General features: G+C 74.7%; 7 protein-coding genes and 1 pseudogene (1 of these 8 running past the window's edge). 4 read left to right on the top strand and 4 right to left on the bottom strand.

What is annotated here, in order from left to right; all coding sequences use genetic code 11:
• Positions 1 to 432: the end of an MFS transporter gene (locus HC362_RS17555; RefSeq protein WP_243088670.1), read on the top strand. The gene continues 855 nt to the left of window position 1, outside the view; 432 of the gene's 1,287 nt are visible here — the last part of the coding sequence; its start codon lies beyond the left edge, outside the window; its stop codon occupies positions 430 to 432.
• 81 nt (positions 433 to 513) lie between these two features.
• Here the strand turns inward: HC362_RS17555 and HC362_RS17550 are convergent, their stop codons facing one another.
• Positions 514 to 2,496, bottom strand: a complete 1,983-nt coding sequence (locus tag HC362_RS17550) for a SpoIIE family protein phosphatase (RefSeq protein ID WP_243084876.1) — start codon at positions 2,494 to 2,496, stop codon at positions 514 to 516.
• Between the two features lie 131 nt (positions 2,497 to 2,627).
• On the bottom strand, positions 2,628 to 4,097 hold the full coding sequence (locus HC362_RS17545; protein WP_243088668.1) for an FAD-dependent oxidoreductase: 1,470 nt from the start codon (positions 4,095 to 4,097) through the stop codon (positions 2,628 to 2,630).
• A 409-nt stretch (positions 4,098 to 4,506) separates the two neighbouring features.
• Between HC362_RS17545 and HC362_RS17540 the strand changes: the two genes are divergently transcribed.
• Positions 4,507 to 5,340, top strand: a complete 834-nt coding sequence (locus HC362_RS17540) for a TetR/AcrR family transcriptional regulator (protein ID WP_243084875.1) — start codon at positions 4,507 to 4,509, stop codon at positions 5,338 to 5,340.
• Positions 5,341 to 5,642: 302 nt separating this feature from the next.
• Positions 5,643 to 6,953: pseudogene (locus HC362_RS17535) on the top strand (sigma-70 family RNA polymerase sigma factor); the annotation flags it as partial.
• Positions 6,954 to 7,099: 146 nt separating this feature from the next.
• On the opposite strand, the gene HC362_RS17530 reads toward HC362_RS17535, so the two are convergent.
• Both HC362_RS17530 and HC362_RS17525 read right to left on the bottom strand, forming a co-directional pair.
• Entirely contained in the window at positions 7,100 to 10,786 is a 3,687-nt protein-coding gene (locus tag HC362_RS17530) for a BTAD domain-containing putative transcriptional regulator (RefSeq protein WP_243084874.1), read from the bottom strand.
• A gap of 136 nt (positions 10,787 to 10,922) precedes the next feature.
• Positions 10,923 to 13,298: an asparagine synthase gene (locus HC362_RS17525; RefSeq protein WP_243084873.1), complete on the bottom strand. Its 2,376-nt coding sequence runs from the start codon at positions 13,296 to 13,298 to the stop codon at positions 10,923 to 10,925.
• A gap of 1,491 nt (positions 13,299 to 14,789) precedes the next feature.
• On the opposite strand from HC362_RS17525, the gene HC362_RS17520 reads away from it, so the two are divergent.
• Complete coding sequence (locus tag HC362_RS17520; RefSeq protein WP_243084872.1) at positions 14,790 to 16,322, top strand: sporulation protein; 1,533 nt, start codon at positions 14,790 to 14,792, stop codon at positions 16,320 to 16,322.
• Positions 16,323 to 16,336 lie beyond the last annotated feature (14 nt).

Genomic DNA, 16,336 nt, shown 5'->3' with positions numbered 1-16,336 from the left:
TGGACGGTCGCGTGGTTGGCCGCGGGGGCTTCCGGGCTGGTGCACGGGGCGCAGGCGGTGGCCACCGCGCTGCTCATCGGGACCTACGCGCTGTTCGGGGTCGGCGAGACGATGCTGTCGCCGACGGTGGCGCCGCTGGTCGCCGATCTGGCGCCGGCGCGTCTCGTCGGTCAGTACAACTCGGCTTTCGCGCTGGTGAAGCAGTTGGCGCTGGCCGTGGGTCCCGCTGTGGGCGGTGCCCTCGCCGCGGCCGGTGCGTGGTCCGCGTACATCGTGCTGCTGGTGGTGAGCTGCCTGGGCGTGACGGGTCTCGCCCTGGTGCTGGGGCGGCGGCTCACCGAGCGGGAGGACCGGCCCGGGTCGGTCATCGTGGCGCGTGGGGACGCTGCGCGTCCGGTTCTCGAGGAGCAGCGCGCTGACGTCGTGCGGTGACCGGCCTTGCCCGGACGGGCGGGATGGGCAGGACGGGCGCCCCCTCGCCGTCGTACGCGAGGGGGCGCGGCCGCGTCTGCGCTACCTGCCCGGCAGGGCGAACTCGCACCAGACGGACTTGCCGCCGCCCTGGGTGCGGCGGCTGCCCCACGCCGAGGCGATCGTGGCGACGATCGAGATGCCCCGTCCCGCCTCGTCGGCCGGTTCGGCGCGGCAGCGGCGTGGCAGGTGCTCGTCGCCGTCGGTGACCTCGATGATCAGGCGGCGGTCGGTACGGCGCAGCAGCAGCCGCATCGGAGGGGTGCCGTGCTGGAGGGAGTTGGCGACCAGTTCGCTGGCGGCCAGTACGCCGAGGTCGCGGAGTTCGGTGGGGAAGCGCCAGGAGGCCAGGACGCCGGAGGCGAAGGCCCGGGCGCGCGGCGCCGCCTCGGTGCCGCCGAGCAGGTCGAGTGCCGCGTTGTGGAACAGCTCGGCGTCGGGGCCGCTGCGTACCGGGTGCTGGAAGACGAGGAGCGCCACGTCGTCGTCGTGGTCCTCGCTGATGCCCAGGGCGCGCAGCAGCCGGTCGCAGATGATGTCGGGCGAGCCGGTGGCGCCTGCGAAGGCGCCTTCCAGTGCCGCGATTCCCTCGTCGATGTCGGCGTCCCGGCGCTCGATCAGGCCGTCGGTGTAGAGCACCGCTGTGGCGCCCTCGGGCAGTGCGAGGCTGCCCGAGGTGTGCAGCCAGCCGCCCGTGCCCAGGGGCGGGCCGGTGTGCTCGTCGGCGCGGTGGACGGTGCCGTCGGGGTCGCGTACGAGGATCGGTACGTGCCCGGCGGAGGCGTAGCTGAGGCGGCCTTCGTTGGGGTCGTGGACGGCGTAGACACAGGTGGCGATCTGGGAGGCGTCGATCTCGGCGGCGAGTCCGTCGAGGAGCTGCAGGACCTCGTGCGGCGGCAGGTCGAGGCGCGCGTAGGCGCGGACGGCCGTGCGCAGCTGCCCCATCACGGCGGCGGCGCGCACACCGCGGCCCATGACGTCCCCGATGACGAGCGCGGTGCGGCCCGCGCCGAGGGTGATGACGTCGTACCAGTCGCCTCCGACAGCCGCGTCGGTGCCGCCCGGCTGGTAGGTGGCGGCGACGCGCAGGTCGTCGGGCTGCTCCAGTTCCTGGGGCAGCAGGCTGCGCTGGAGGGTGACGGCCGCCTCGCGCTGGCGGCGTTCACTGGCGCGCAGCCGTTCGACCGCTTCCACCTGGTCGGTGACGTCGGCGGCGAAGATCAGCACTCCGCTGTCACCTGATGTGGTGATGGGGGTGCAGGTGAAGGTGTAGTAGCCCGCGCGGCGCCTGGGGCCGGGCGCCTGCCGGCGCGGGGGTACCCGGCGGGACTTGACCGTACGGGGGCGGCCGCTGCGCCGGACCTGGTCCATCAGCGGGAGCAGCCCCAGCTCGACCAGTTCGGGCAGGGCCTCGCGGGCGGCGGCGCCGGTGGGGCGGGGGCCGAAGACGCGGACGTAGGCGTCGTTGACGAACGCGATGCGGTGCTCGGGGCCGTGTACGACGGCTGCCAGCGCGGGAACCTCGCCGAGCAGGGCGCGTACGGGGAGCGCGTCGATGGCGCGCCGGCGCTGCCGCGCCGCTCGTTCGGGTTCGGCGGGTGGGCCGGGGTCGGCTGCTGCACCGGGTTCCGCGGGGAGCGCGGAGTCGGCCTCGGCGTGCGGGCTGAGGCGGGCGGCGGGGACGGTGGGGGCGTCCGAGGAGTCCTCGTACGGGTCGGCCGGGCGGCCGGGTACGGCCTGTTCGGGCACGGTCGCATCGGCTGTCGTCGCGGCGGCTGTCGGCGCGGCAGCCGGTCCGGCTGTCGGTTCGCCGCCCGGGTCGGGGCCGTTGCCCTCGGTTCCGTCGGCCCCTTCGCGTTCGGTGCCGTCGTCACCGGTGCGGCCGGTGCCCGAGCTCTTGCCGCCGTCGTCCTTGCCCTCGCCGGAGGTCTCGGTCGACTGCGCTCGCGCCTTTATCGCGGCCTGGGCGGCAGCGGTGCGCCGCTGTGTGCCGGGCAGTCGGGCGCTCCAGCGCGTGAAGTTCACGTCGTCCGATTCCTTGTGTGGTTCGCTGTGTTCGCTCGGGTCGCTGGGGGGCCGCTTCGGGGTCACGCTTCGCAGACACGGGCCCACCCATGGTCACATGTCCAGTGTGGCCCACCGCGCCGGTGGAACCCTCACCTCTCGTCGGGGCGCCGTACGGTGCCCGCGGCGAGTTCGAACTCGGCACGGGGGTGCTCCAGCGAGCCGAGGGAGACGATCTCCCTCTTGAACAGGCCGGAGAGCACCCATTCCGCCAGCACGCGTGCCTTGCGGTTGAAGGTCGGCACCCGGCTGAGGTGGTAGGCGCGATGCATGAACCAGGCAGGGTAGCCCTTGAGTTTCCGTCCGTACACGTGCGCGACCCCCTTGTGCAGTCCGAGGGAGGCGACGGAGCCCGCGTAGGAGTGGCGGTAGGGGGTGGGGTCCTGGCCCTCGCACACCGCTGCGAGGTTGTCGGCGAGGCGGCGTGCCTGGCGTACGGCGTGCTGCGCGTTGGGGGCGCACAGCGGGGGTTCCGCGCCGTCGGTCGCCGCCTCGGCCGGCGCCGGGGTCGCCGTGAGGTCGGGGACGGCCGCCGCGTCGCCCGCCGACCAGGCGTGTTCGGTCCCCTCGACGCGCAGTGTCGCCTCGCACTTGAGTTTGCCGCGCGCGGTGAGCGGCAGACCGGTGCGGGCCAGCAGGGGGTGCGGTTTGACGCCTGCGGTCCACACCAGGGTGCGGGTGGGGTGGCGGGAGCCGTCGCTGAGGACCGCGACCCGCTTCTCGCACGAGTCGAGACGGGTCTCCAGGCGTACGTCGATATTGCGTGCGCGCAACTCGCGCAGCGCGTAGCCGCCCATCTCCGCGCCGACCTCGGGCAGAATCCGGTCGCTCGCCTCCACCAGCATGAAGCGCAGATCGTCCGCGGAGATGTTGTGGTAATAGCGGCAGGCGTAGCGCGCCATGTCCTCCAGTTCGGCCAGCGCTTCGACACCCGCGTAGCCGCCGCCCACGAAGACGAAGGTGAGCGCCGCGTCGCGGATGGCAGGGTCGCGGGTGGAGGAGGCGATGTCGAGCTGTTCGAGCACGTGGTTGCGCAGCCCGATGGCCTCCTCGACGGTCTTGAAGCCGATGCCGTGCTCGGCCAGGCCGGGGACCGGGAGGGTGCGCGAGACGGAACCGGGTGCCAGCACGAGTTCGGTGTAGGGCAGTTCCAGGGTCTGCGGCTCGGGCGGGCGGCCGGGTGCCGGCTGTGCCGCGCGCGCCGCGTCGGCCTCGGCCGTGGCCAGGGTGGAGATGTGCGCGACACGGCGGTCGGGGTCGATGGTGCGGGCCTCGCCCACGATGACCTGGCAGTGCGAGAGCACCCGGCGCAGGGGGACGACGACGTGCCGCGGGGAGATCGACCCGGCGGCGGCCTCCGGAAGGAACGGCTGATACGTCATATAAGGGTCCGGGTCCAGGATCGTGATGGTGATCCCGTCGGCCGACTCCAGTGACGAGGCGACGGGTGATCCGGGCGCGCCGAGGGCGTCCGGCGCGTCGGGGGCCGGGACGCCACCGGAGCCGGCTGCCTGTCGGAGACGGTGCTTGAGTCGGCGCTGGAGGCGCAGCGCGGTGTACATGCCGACGTAGCCGCCGCCGACAACCAGGATGCGCGCGGGTTTCGCAGGTTCCTTCGTGGCCTTCGTCACCTGACCATGACGCACCCTCGGCCCCTCGTTTGTCCACAGGACACGTCAATCATGTGACCGGTGTCCGCCGAGCGCCCGCTGTACCAGCGACGCCGTAGCGGGAGCGGTACGCGCAGGTCACCGCCGGGGCGCGGGGCGCGCGGGGGGCGTAAGGGCGGGATACGTCCGGTACCGGGGCACCGGGCAGGCGCGGCCGTGCCGGGACGCCCTCTTCTCTCTCAGGGTGGGCTCAACTATGTTCGTATCCCAGCGGGGTGCGATCCAGGGACCACTGCGCGCATTCCGACCCCGCGGACGCGGGGGTCTCCGGGGGGAGACTGGATTTACCGGGGGAACAACGATGCACATTCAGGGTATTCACGGCTCTCATGCCGGGACGGCGCCGACCGCTGTCTCCGTCGCGGAGGGCCAGACCACCGCGCACTCCACCGCGACCGGCGCCGCGACGGCGGCGGCCCGGCGCACGACGCCGCTGAGGGTGGACGCGCAGCGGAATCTCGAACACGTCCTGCGCGCCGCGCGCGAGGTCTTCGGCGAGCTGGGCTACGGCGCGCCGATGGAGGATGTCGCCCGCCGGGCGCGGGTGGGGGTCGGGACGGTATACCGCCGCTTCCCGAGCAAGGACGTGCTGGTCAGGCGGATAGCCGAGGAGGAGACGGCGCGGCTGACGGAGCAGGCGCGGGCCGCGCTGGGCCAGGAGGAGGAGCCCTGGTCGGCGCTCTCGCGCTTTCTGCGCACCTCCGTGGCTTCGGGGGCCGGGCGGCTGCTGCCGCCCCGGATACTCCGGGCCGAGACGCGGTCCGACACCACACTGCGGGTGCCCCAGCAGCGCGCCTCTGTGCAGAACGGATACGCCGAAGCACCGGCGTTCACCGAGGGAGGCCAGCCGGATCTGCGGCTGGTGGAACGTCCCGGCACGGGGCGCGATTCCGGCGCCGCGTACGACGGAATGGACGAGGACCCCGGTGCGGCGGAGCTGCTGGAGGTCGTCGGGCAGCTGGTCGAGCGGGCGCGGGGAGCGGGCGAGCTGCGTCCCGATGTGACCGTGGGCGATGTGCTGCTGGTGATAGCGACCGCCGCCCCCTCCCTGCCGGACGCGGCACAGCAGGCGGCCGCCTCGACTCGACTGCTGGACATCCTCCTGGAGGGGCTGCGCTCCCGCGGTACCTGCTGACTGCCGTGGCGCCCGTTGAACCGGTGCGGGCTGCCGCTGCCCTGTGACGGACCCGTGCATGCGCAAACCCGTGCGGGACGACCCGAACGGGTGGTTGATCTGCTTGTCGGGTTCCCGTCCGCCGGTGCTGTGCCACGCTGACGCGATGGTCAGCACGCAGGGCGGATCGGGAAGTCGCGGCGATGGGCGGTGACAAGGGCCGGGGGTCCCGAGACACTCGCCCAGGCTCCGTCCGGGGGCCGTCCGGGCGGCCCGATCCGAGCCAGGTCCCCGAGCAGCGCAGGCGGCACGGCGTCTCCGACATGGAGCTGCTCTCCCGGATGCGGCAGGGCGACGACGAGGCGTACGAGGAGCTGTACCGGCGGCACGCCGAGCCGGTGCGGCGCTACGCGCGTACGTGCTGCCGGGACGCCGACACGGCGGAGGATCTGACGGGTGAGGTCTTCGCCCGCACCTTGCAGGCCGTACGCGGCGGCAAGGGCCCCGAGGCGTCGGCGCGGGCCTACCTGTTGGCCTCCGTACGGCGTGTGGCGGCGGACTGGGCCAGGACCCGGCGGCGGGAGCGGCTGGTGGACGACTTCGCGGCGTTCGCGCAGTCGGCGGCTGCCGCCTCCTCGGCTCGGGACGAGGCCACCCTCGAGCTCGGCGCCGAGGTGCGGGCGATGCGGGAGGCCGAGGAGAAGCTGGTCGTCCGCGCGTTCCGGAGCCTGTCCGAGTACGACCGGATGCTGCTGTGGCACACCGCCGTTGAGGGCGTACCGCCGCAGGAGGTGGCGCCGCTGCTGGGCAAGTCGCGCGGGGCCACGGCGACGGCGGCGCACCGCGCCCGGGAGCACCTCAAGCAGGCGTACCTCCAAGCCCACGTCAACCGGGCTCTGACGGAGGGCGGGGAGTGCGCCCGGTACGCCGACCGGCTCGGCGCCTACGCGCGCGGCGGGCTGCGGATGCGGGCCGAGCGGGGACTGGCCCGGCACCTGGAGGAGTGCCCGGCGTGCCGTCAGGCGGCGTCGGAGGTCGAGGACCTCAATCAGCACATCAGGCTGCTGGTTCCGGTGGCCCTGGTGGGCTGGTTCGGAACGGCGAGCGGCGCGAAGGCGTTCGCGGCACTGCTGGGCGGCGGCGCGGCGACGGCGGGCGGCGCGGCTGCGGGCAGCGCGGTGGCAGGGGGCTCGGCTTCTGGCGGCGCGGCCGGTGGTGCGGGAGCCGGTGGTGCGGGAGCGGGCGGTGGTGCCGGTGCGGGTGGTGCGGCGGCGGAAGGGCTGGGCGCTCCCGCGAAGGCCGGCCTCGGGCTGGGCGCTGTCGCGGCGGCCGGTGCGGTGCTCGCCTATGCGCTGAGCGGAGGCGACGGAGAGCCCTCCGAGAAGCCGGAAGCACGCCATCCAGCGCCGCCCGCCGCCCCCGGGCACCCGCCGAAGAAGGCCGATCCGGCGCCCGGTCCCGCGCCGGGCCCCGAGCAGCCGAAGCCGGGGCCACCGGAGCCCGACCCGCCCGCGGCCGAGCCGCCCCCACCGCAGGCCGCGCCGCGCCCCGCGCCGAAGCCGGAGTCCGCCCCCGCGGTCGAGGCTCCGCCACGGCGCCCCGACCCGCCGAAGCCTCAGCGGCCGGCGCCGCCAGCGCCGCCGAGCCCCCGCCCGGAGCCGCCGGAGCCGGAGCCGGAGCCGGAGCCGCCCCAGGAGCACGATCTCATCGAGGTCTCGCGCCACAGCGTGACGCTGGCTGCCGGGGGCGGGGACCACCAGGTGCGGCTGGTGGTGGAACGTCACCCCTCCCGGACGGGCGCTGTCTCCTCGGTGGAGGTCTCGGCGGCGAACTGGGCGCACAGTTCGTCCAGCAGCTCGACGGCCTCGGCCCCGGTCAGCGGCGGACGCCCTGCGGGGTCGGCGGGACCGGCAGCGGAGGGGCCGGAAGGCCCTGAGTAGGCACGGATGGTGCCGTCGAGGCGGCGTTCGGGGACGCTCGCAGGCAGCTCGCCCCGGAGCCGCTGGGCCGCGTCGGCGAACTGCACGGCCAGTGGGTGACGCCCTGCCAGGTGCAGGATGTAGCCCGCGGTCAGCAGGGACTGGCCGACGAGGCTCTCCGGGATGCCGACCTCCAGCCCGGTGCGGATGGCGGTACGGATCTTGCGGATGGCCTCGGGGAGCAGCTCCGGCCCTTCGGAGGCGGTGATACGGGCGTCCAGCACGCGCATCATGACCTCGAACATCGCCGGCGGGGTGCCGACTGCCGCGCTCTTCTGGGCCTGGGAGTGGAAATCGCGGGCCCGTTCGATGTCGTCGGCCTCGGTGGCCGCGACCGAGCGGACGAAGACGGCGATCGTCAGCGCGTCCCTGACCCCCAGCTGTTCGGCCTGCTCCATGGCCCGGTCGGCGAGCTTGTCGGCCTGTTCCGTGTCCCCTCGGCGGAACCAGATCTCGGCGATCCGGGCCAGCAGCAGAGGCATCTCGGTGAAGGCCCCGAGCTCCTGGGCGTAGCGCAGGGCGGTCTCGCACTCGGCGCGGGCATCGTCGTAGCGGCCCTCCTGAAGGGCGACCTCCGCGCGCAGCCCGCACAGTTGGCTCAGCAGCCACCGGTCGCCGGTGCTCTCGGCCAGGGCTCTGATCTCGGGTAGATCGTCCTTGGCGGCGCGCACGCCGCCGGGCAGGTCCAGCAGCACGTGGGCCCGGAAGAGCAGGGAGACGGCCAGCTCCCACGGGCCGCCGTACCGTCGACAGTTGGCGACGGAGACGTCCATCAGGGAGGCCACGCCCTTGTTGCCCTCCAGCAGGTAGCTGGTGAAGGGCCAGAGCAGGCCGGGGAAGCGCGCGGCGTCCGGGCCCGGTTCGCGGAAGGTGATCAGGAGCTCCTGGGCGACCGCACGGTGGTGCGGATCGGTGAGGAGTTCCTGGCTGTGGTGCTCGGCCAGCAGGAAGTAGTCGAGCAGCTGGAACTCCCGGAAGAGCGTCTCCTGGTCCCAGTCGCGTTCCTGCCGGGTGGGGGGAAGCATCGACAGCACGGCCTTCACCCAGTGCGCGCCTTCGTCGCGGTAGTTGCGCAGCCACCAGAACCAGCCGGCCGAGCGGACGAGCGAGACGACCGTCTCCAGGTCTCCGTCGCGCAGCGAACGGTGCAGGGCCGCACGGATGTTGTCGAGGTCGGCCTCGACTCGCGGCAGCCAGGAGAGCTGTTCGGCGGAGCGCAGGCGGGGTTCGGCCGCGTTGGCGAAGCGGAGGATCTGTGCGCTGTGCCGCGCCCCGGCCGCCTCGCGGTCGGCCGGGTGTTCGGCGGCGCGTTCGCGGGCGTAGTCGTGGATGGTCTCCAGCATGCGGTAGCGCACGCCGGTGCCGGAGAGCGCGGGCGGCTGGTCGGCGACGAGGATGGATTTGTCCACGAGCGCGGAGAGGAGGTCGAGTACGTCGTCGGGGCGGATCGGCTCCGGCCGGGTGCCCGGTGCATGCGGGGCCTCCGGTGCGCGAGTTGTCTTCGGCGCGTCCCCCGTATGGGGCTGTTCGACGCCGTCCGGTGAACCGTCCGCGCATACGTGTTCGGCCGCGGAGAGCGTGCAGCCACCCGCGAAGACGGACAGTCGGCGTACGACGGTGCGCTCGCGCTCGTCCAGCAGGTCCCACGACCAGTCGACGACCGCGCGCAGCGTCTGCTGGCGCGGCAGTACGGTGCGGCTGCCGCTGGTGAGCAGCCGGAAGCGGTCGTCCAGGCGGTCGGCGATCTGCCGCGGTGTGAGCGACCGCAGCCGCGCGGCCGCCAGCTCGATCGCGAGCGGCAGCCCGTCGAGGCGACGGCAGATCTCCGCGACCGCCTCGGGGTCCTCGCTCGTACGGAACCCGGGGCGTGCCGCGGCGGCGCGGTCGGCGAACAGCCGGTGCGCGGGCACGGGCGGCAGCGGCTCGACCGGGCGCACCGTCTCACCCGGTACGCCGAGACGCTCCCGGCTGGTCGCCAGCACGGTGAGGCCCGGACAGTGCGCAAGCAGCGTCTCGGCGAGGGTCGCAGCGGCATGGACGACGTGCTCGCAGTTGTCGAGCACCAGCAACAGGTCGCGCTGCTCCAGGTGTTCGATCAGCAGCGCCGTGGCGTCTCCGTCGCCGCCCAGCGAGCGGGTGCCCTCGGTGGCGGCCGTGGACAGCGAGGTCACCCGGCGGCCGAGGGCACTGAGCACGGCGTCCGGGACGGCGGCGGGGTGGTCGAGCGGCGCCAGCTCCACCAGCCAGGTGCCGTCCGGGTACGGCGTCGGCTCGGTGGCGGCCGCCGTCGCCGCGACCTGTTCGGCCAGCCGGGTCTTGCCCGAGCCACCCGGGCCGATCAGCGTGACCAGCCTTGAGGCTCCCAGATCGGAGTCGATGGCGGCGATGTCGGTCTCCCGCCCGACGAAGCTGGTCAGCCGGGCCCTGAGGTTGCCGCGCCGGCCCGCAGGTGCGCTGCCGGCCTTGGGACGCCCGTCACGGTCGGCGGAACCGGGTACGCGCTCGCGGCCGCGGGCCGCCGTCGGTCGTGAACCCTTGGGTGCGGCGCCGGATGCGGGCGACGCGGCGCGGGCTCGCGGAGCGGCTTCGGTTCTCGGGGTAGCTCCGGCTCCCGGGGCTGCGGCACGCGGGGAGGCCGCAGAACCCTCGACCGCATCCCGCGAGACGGCGCCGAGCTCAGCCCCGCCTGCCCCACCGTCCCTACCGGCCCCGCCCGCCCCACCAGACCGGTCCTCTTCCGGCACCCCAGCAGCAAGCAGCTCGGCGTGGAGCGTGCGCAGTTCGGGCCCCGGGTCGGCGCCGAGGCGGGCGGCTATGCCCCGGCGTACGGACTCGTAGGCGGCCAGCGCCTCAGCCGTACGGCCGCTGTCGTGCAGGGCGCGCAGATACAGCGTCTGGAGCGGTTCGTCGAGCGGGTGTGCGGGAGCCAGTTCGCGCAGCTCCGGCAGTACCCGCGCAGCACGGCCCAGCGCCAGTTCGGCGGTGAGGCGGCGCTGGAGCACGGTGTGCCGCAGCGCCTCGGCACGGGCGGCGGCGGGCGTACGGCCCGGCAGATCGGCGAGGGCGGGGCCGCGCCAGAGCGCGAGGCCCTCGCGGAGCACGGCAGCGGCCCGTTCGGGGTCCCCCTCCTCCAGTGCGCGCTCGCCCTCGGCGGCCAGGTGTTCGAAGCGGATCAGGTCGACCTCGTCGCGCTCCGGGTCGATCCGCAGCCGGTAGCCGCCGTGCAGCGACTCGACGGCGTCCTTGCCCAGGGCCCGGCGCAGCCTCGCCACGAGCGCCTGGAGCGCGGCCGGCGCGTTCTCCGGCATGGCGCCGTGCTCCGCGTCCGCCCACACGTCCTCGATCAGCGCGTCCGCGGGCATGGGCGCGCGGCTGCGCGCGTGCAGCGCGAGCGCGGCGAACAGCGCGCGCAGCCGCTGCCCGCCCAGCGGGAGCGGCTGCCCTGCCTCGTCGCGGGCCTCGCTCGCCCCCAGGATCAGATACCGCACAGGCCCATTGTCCCTTTCGGCGCCGACAGTGCCGGATGGTTTTCCGGCGCCCGCACCGCAGTCCGGCCGTCCGGACTGCGAGCCCGCCCCGCTCACACCCCCTACTCACCCGGCCATCCCCGGGTCACCCCCGGGGTCATCCCCCGGTCGGCGGAAGCATCCGTTCGTAGCGGGCGTCGGGGTGGACGCCTGCCGAGGCGGCGCGGTGGCGTGGTGCGGAGGAGCCGGTCCAGCAGGTGCCGCGCCGGGCCAGCAGGCGGCTCAGCCACAGCTCCATGGAGACCAGGTCGGCGATGCCCTCCACGGGCAGCTGTTCGCCTCGGGCCACCCGCTGGACGGCCTGGCGCACCACGCGGGCCTCCACCAGTCCGGCCTCGGCCAGCAGCGGCGCCCGGAAAAGCTCCAGCAGCTGGTCGGCGGCCAGCCGGACGCCCGCGCGGAGGGCGGCGTAGTGGGTGGCGTGGGTCGGGGCGCCCCAGCCGGGAGGGAGTTCGTGTACGCCGGCACCTGCGAGTGCGGCGCGCAGTATGGAGGCGCGCGCTCCCGGGCGTACGCGCAGGGCCTCGGGCAGTTCACGGGCCGCACGGACAACCTGGTTGTCGAAATAGGGGGCGTGCAGGCGCTGATTACGGATCTCGGCCGCCTGTTCGAGCACCCGGTGGTCGGCGGCGGCCCTGGCGAGCGCCGCTCTGGCGCGTCGTTCGCCGGGGCGCTCGATGGACGGCCGGGCCTGCGCGGCGGCCTCCAGCCGCAGCGAGACCTCCGCCAGCGCCTCCCCCGTCAGCCAGCGCGCCGCCGGTCCTGGCCGGCACCAGGTGAGCGCGGCGACCGAGGCGTCCACCGCGCTCTCGCCGCCCTCCGGGTACGGGGCGAAGGCGGCGGCCGTGAACCCGCTGTCGCGGAGCTGCGCCGCCGTCTCCACCACCCCGTCGCGGTAGGGCGTACGGGCCAGCCTGCGCGCCGCCCGGTAGATGGTGACGGGCACCAGCAGCGAGCGGCCGGTGGCCTGGCCCGCCGTCTGCCCCTCGGCGCGGGCCAGCGCGGCGACGGGCCGCACCAGATGGCGGCGGCGCCGGTCCAGCAGCAGGTCGGCGAGGCGGGCGGGGTGCGCGTCGACGACCTGGCGGGCACCCGCGCCGAGGAAGTGGTCGGCGCTGCCCGCCGAGAGCCGGTACCGGTGCCGCTCGGCGGTCACCAGACAGGGGCCCGGCTCGTCGGTGAGGGGCCCGTTCGCCAGGTCGGCGTAGGGCAGTGTCTCCTCGCCGCCGGTCACCACGACATGACGCAGCCGCGGGTTCTCCGCGATGGCGTGCGCGCGCTCCAGTTCGGCGAGGTGGCCGTCGGTGCCCGCGGACTGGTGCGCGCCCGCCCCTGCGCCCTGATGCCCCGCGCCACGCCGGCCCTCCGTCCCGCCCAGGGTGAGGTCGTTGAAGGTGACCGCCAGCAGCCGCTCGCCCGCGCTCGCTGCGCCGGAACCGAAGACGGTGCCGGGCGTACCGGGGAGCCCTGCGGCGAGCAGGGCGAGCGTGCCGGAGGCGGGCCCGCCGGACAGGTCGGCACCGACGCCGGGTGCCGGGCCTCCGCGGGCGCGTTGCCGGTCGGCGGGGCCCATGCCGGGCACCGGGCCCGGATCGCGTACGGCGCCTGCGTCGACGTCCCGTTCGGCCGCGTGGCGTGGCGCGGTGAGCCGGGCCCGTACGGCGTCCACGAGCGCGTCCCGTACGCCTGCGACGGCCGCCTCCGGGTCCGCGGGCGGGGCGCCGACGACGAGGGAGCCGGACGACTCGTAGCTGGTGACCTCCCGGCTGCCGCCGTCCCGCACGATCAGCGCGTGCCCCGGCGGAACCCGCCGCACTCCGCGATAGGGGGTGCCGTCGCCCAGCGCTTCGGGCGCGTCCGGGCAGGCCAGCAGCGCGGCCAGGTGCCCGAAGTCCAGTTCGGCCTCGATGAGATCGGCCAGCGGCAGCGCGGCCGTCGCATAGGCGGTGCCGCCGGCCCACGGGACGTGGAAGACCGGCCGGGCCCCGGCGAGGTCGGCGGCGACGGTGATACGGCGGCCCACGCAGGCCACGGCGGTGTAGCTGCCGGGCCATGCGGTCAGATGGCGAAACGCTCCTCCACGCGCCGCGACAAGGCCGAGGCGCAACTCCTCGTCGCCGGCGCCGCAACAGCCGAGGACCGCGAGCCGGTTGCCCGGCTCGGCCTCGACGACGCGGATCTCGTCGGGCCGCCAGTCGCCGACGGCCCACAGCGGGTCGGGGCCGCTCCAGAGCACCTGTGCGCCGACGGGTTGGAGGAGGCCGTCGCCCCCGTCGGGGATGTGCGCGGTGTGCGGGGCGTGTCCGTAGGGACCGTACGAGTCGTAGGGGTCGTACGTGTCGTGGGTGCCGTACGGCGGGGGCGAACCGGCGGCCGTGCGGCCCGGGTTACCTGTGGCGGAAGTGGTGCGGGTGGCTGCACGGCGTGCTGCCGGCGTTGCCGCGGCGCTGCTCCACCCCACCAACCAACGCATCGCCGCCTGCCTTCGCGTCACTCCGCCGCTGTCTGCCGCACCGCGTGGGCGCCCGGGCTGCGGGTGTCTGCCACCCCGGAAACCGCTGCCGTTGCGGCTATGGTGCCACGAGAGTGGCGCACAAGAGGCGTGCAAGGGGCGCATACCTCGACGCGGTACGCCGCCCTCGCGCACCGCCCAGCGCCCTGGCGGGGCCGCGGAGTTACCCATGAGTTGCCCGGAAGCCGCGCCCGGACGGCAGCGGCATATACCCCTGGCGTCCGCACCCGGCACGGCACAGGCGACCGATGTCATTCGGCCAAATATGAGCGCCCTCCGCACCGCGGTGACAGCCTTCTTGACGCCCCGCCACGCAACATCGAACAGGCGGCGTACCGAAGGCAACCGGGGCGAGCGCGACACCCGGGGATGATCCGCACGAGACGTGCACGCGGGGCGCGCGGACCCGTCGCACACGCGGGGCACGGAAGCATGGAAGGGGGCACGCGGCAAGCGGTGTTCCGGACGCGGCCGGACCCCGGCCGTACGCGGAGGGACCGGCCCGGTCCGACCGTCTCCGGCGGCCACCGGCCGGGCACAGCCGGGGCGCGACCGGGGCCCGTACGGGGGCAGCGACAGGGCGGCACACCCCCGGCTCGGACCGCCGGACGGCACCGGAAGCGAGCGCTACGCGCAGCCCTCGCCGACGCTCCGGAGCGCTCCGGAAGCACGCCCCGGCGAGGCGTATCCCCACACGAAAAGAGCCGCGAGCCGCCCCGCGCCCCGACGCAGTAGCGCTCGGCCGACCGCTCGGCGCTCGGCCGTGCAACCAAGGGAAACCCCACGTCAATCCGGTGTCCGTGTCCGCACAGGCGCCTCGCGGTCGCCGGGCGAACGCCCGCCGGGTGCGTACCGAGCCGCGCGCGCCGGCCCGCGGGCCCCGCGACGCGACGGCACCCGGCCGCGCACCCGCCGTACGAACTCCGGGCGGGGCCTGCCCCCCTCGGCACCGCTTGCGGCCCCGCCCGTCGGACGTCGTCCTCTCCCCGTCCCGTTGCCGGACCGGGAGGGCGTTGCGCACCTCCCGGCCCGGACCGCCGTCCGCGGGGAATGAGACGGCGGTGTCCCCCAGCCCACTGACCCATGTGCAGCGGGCCTGACCCACGCAACACCCACTGAACCGCTCCCCCCTTCGTGTCGGGCAGGCGCATGCATGGGCGCACGGCCACACACCAGGGGCACGTCTCCAGGCGCCGACGATCTCGTACGTCCCGCGGACGGCGCGCATGATTCCGGCCGCTTCGCGCGGGGCAGTATGGGGGTGGCACGTGACCCCCGCACGTACACGCGTACGGACATAGATCTCGCCATCCGGCCTGACGCCTCTTAACGGTCGGGATTCGGCGAACTACGCTGTGTTCGCAGTGCTTTCCGCGCCGCGCAGTGCGCAGTGACGGGAGGGGGCCCCGCGCCAGAGCCGCGGGGCGGTCGTCGGTGTGGTCAGGGGTGCGCATGTCCAGGGAGTCACGCGGGCCGAATGAGAAGCTCGGCACCGTCCTCGCCCTCGCAGGAATCAGCAACGCCGGACTCGCCCGACGGGTCAACGATCTGGGGGCCCAACGCGGCCTCACTCTTCGGTACGACAAGACGTCGGTGGCCCGCTGGGTGTCGAAGGGGATGGTGCCGCAAGGTGCGGCACCCCACCTCATCGCGGCGGCGATCGGCAGCAAGCTCGGCCGTCCGGTGCCGCTGCACGAGATCGGCCTCGCGGACGCCGATCCGACCCCCGAGGTCGGGCTGGCCTTCCCGCGTGACGTGGGAGCCGCCGTCAAATCGGCCACCGATCTCTACCGTCTCGATCTGGCCGGGCGGCGCGGCGGGGGCAGCATCTGGCAGTCCCTGGCCGGCTCGTTCGCCGTCAGCGCGTACGCGACCCCCGCCTCGCGCTGGCTCATAACCCCGGCCGACAGCTCGGTCGCACGCCACGTCGAGTATCTGGAGGGGGCGAACCCGTCGGCCGACGGGGCCAGAGCGGACGCCGCCGACAGCCTCACGGCCCTCGCCGAGGGGCGCCTGCGCGAGGGGCGTGACGGCCGGGACGGCGAAGCCGACGGGGTCGGCACCCCGCTGCGCGTCGGCCACACCGACGTCGCGAAGCTGCGCGAGGCCGCCGACGAGGCACGCCGCTGGGACTCCAAGTACGGCGGCGGGGACTGGCGTTCGTCCATGGTTCCCGAGTGTCTGCGGGTGGACGCCGCACCGCTGCTGCTGGGCGCCTACACCGACGAGGTCGGCCGCTCCCTCTTCGGCGCCACCGCCGAACTGACCAGGCTCGCCGGGTGGATGGCGTTCGACACCGGGCAGCAGGAAGCCGCACAGCGGTACTACATCCAGGCGCTCCGGCTCGCCCGCGCGGCGGCCGACGTCCCGCTGGGCGGCTATGTGCTCGCCTCCATGTCCCTGCAGGCCACCTACCGGGGCTTCGCCGACGAGGGCGTCGACCTCGCGCAGGCAGCGCTGGAGCGCAACCGGGGCCTGGCCACCGCGCGGACCATGAGCTTCTTCCAGCTGGTCGAGGCCCGCGCCCACGCCAAGGCGAACGACGCCCAGGCGTGCGCCACCGCGCTGTCGGCCGCCGAGAGCTGGCTGGAGCGCTCACGGGAGGGCGACACAGACCCCTCCTGGCTCGACTTCTACTCCTACGACCGGCTCGCCGCCGACGCGGCCGAGTGCTACCGCGATCTGAAGGCGCCGCGTCAGGTACGGCGGTTCACCGAGAAGGCGCTCTCCCAGCCGAAGGAGGAGTTCGTCCGCTCGCACGGGCTGCGGCTCGTCGTCTCCGCCGTCGCCGAACTGGAGTCGGGCAACCTGGACGCGGCCTGCGCCGCCGGGGTGCGCGCCGTGGAGGTCGCTGGGCGTATCTCCTCCGCACGCACCACGGAGTACGTCCGCGATCTGCTGCACCGCCTGGAGCCGTACGGGGACGAGCCCCGCGTCGCCGAGCTGCGCGAGCGGGCCAGGCCGCTGCTGGTGGCCCCGGCGTGAGGGGACTGGTCCCC

The sequence above is a fragment of the Streptomyces sp. 891-h genome, assembly GCF_022760275.1.
GTDB classification, from domain to species: domain Bacteria; phylum Actinomycetota; class Actinomycetes; order Streptomycetales; family Streptomycetaceae; genus Streptomyces; species Streptomyces spirodelae.
The sequence above is the reverse complement of the archived record's forward strand: the minus strand, read 5'-3'. Positions and strand labels throughout refer to the sequence as shown.

What these genes read in the sequence shown, in the direction of transcription:
- HC362_RS17540 (WP_243084875.1), top strand. Translation starts at nt 4,507, where the DNA reads ATGCACATTCAGGGTATTCACGGCTCTCATGCCGGGACGGCGCCGACC.
- HC362_RS17520 (WP_243084872.1), top strand. Translation starts at nt 14,790, where the DNA reads ATGTCCAGGGAGTCACGCGGGCCGAATGAGAAGCTCGGCACCGTCCTC.
- HC362_RS17525 (WP_243084873.1), bottom strand. Translation starts at nt 13,298, where the DNA reads ATGCGTTGGTTGGTGGGGTGGAGCAGCGCCGCGGCAACGCCGGCAGCA.
- HC362_RS17545 (WP_243088668.1), bottom strand. Translation starts at nt 4,097, where the DNA reads ATGTACACCGCGCTGCGCCTCCAGCGCCGACTCAAGCACCGTCTCCGA.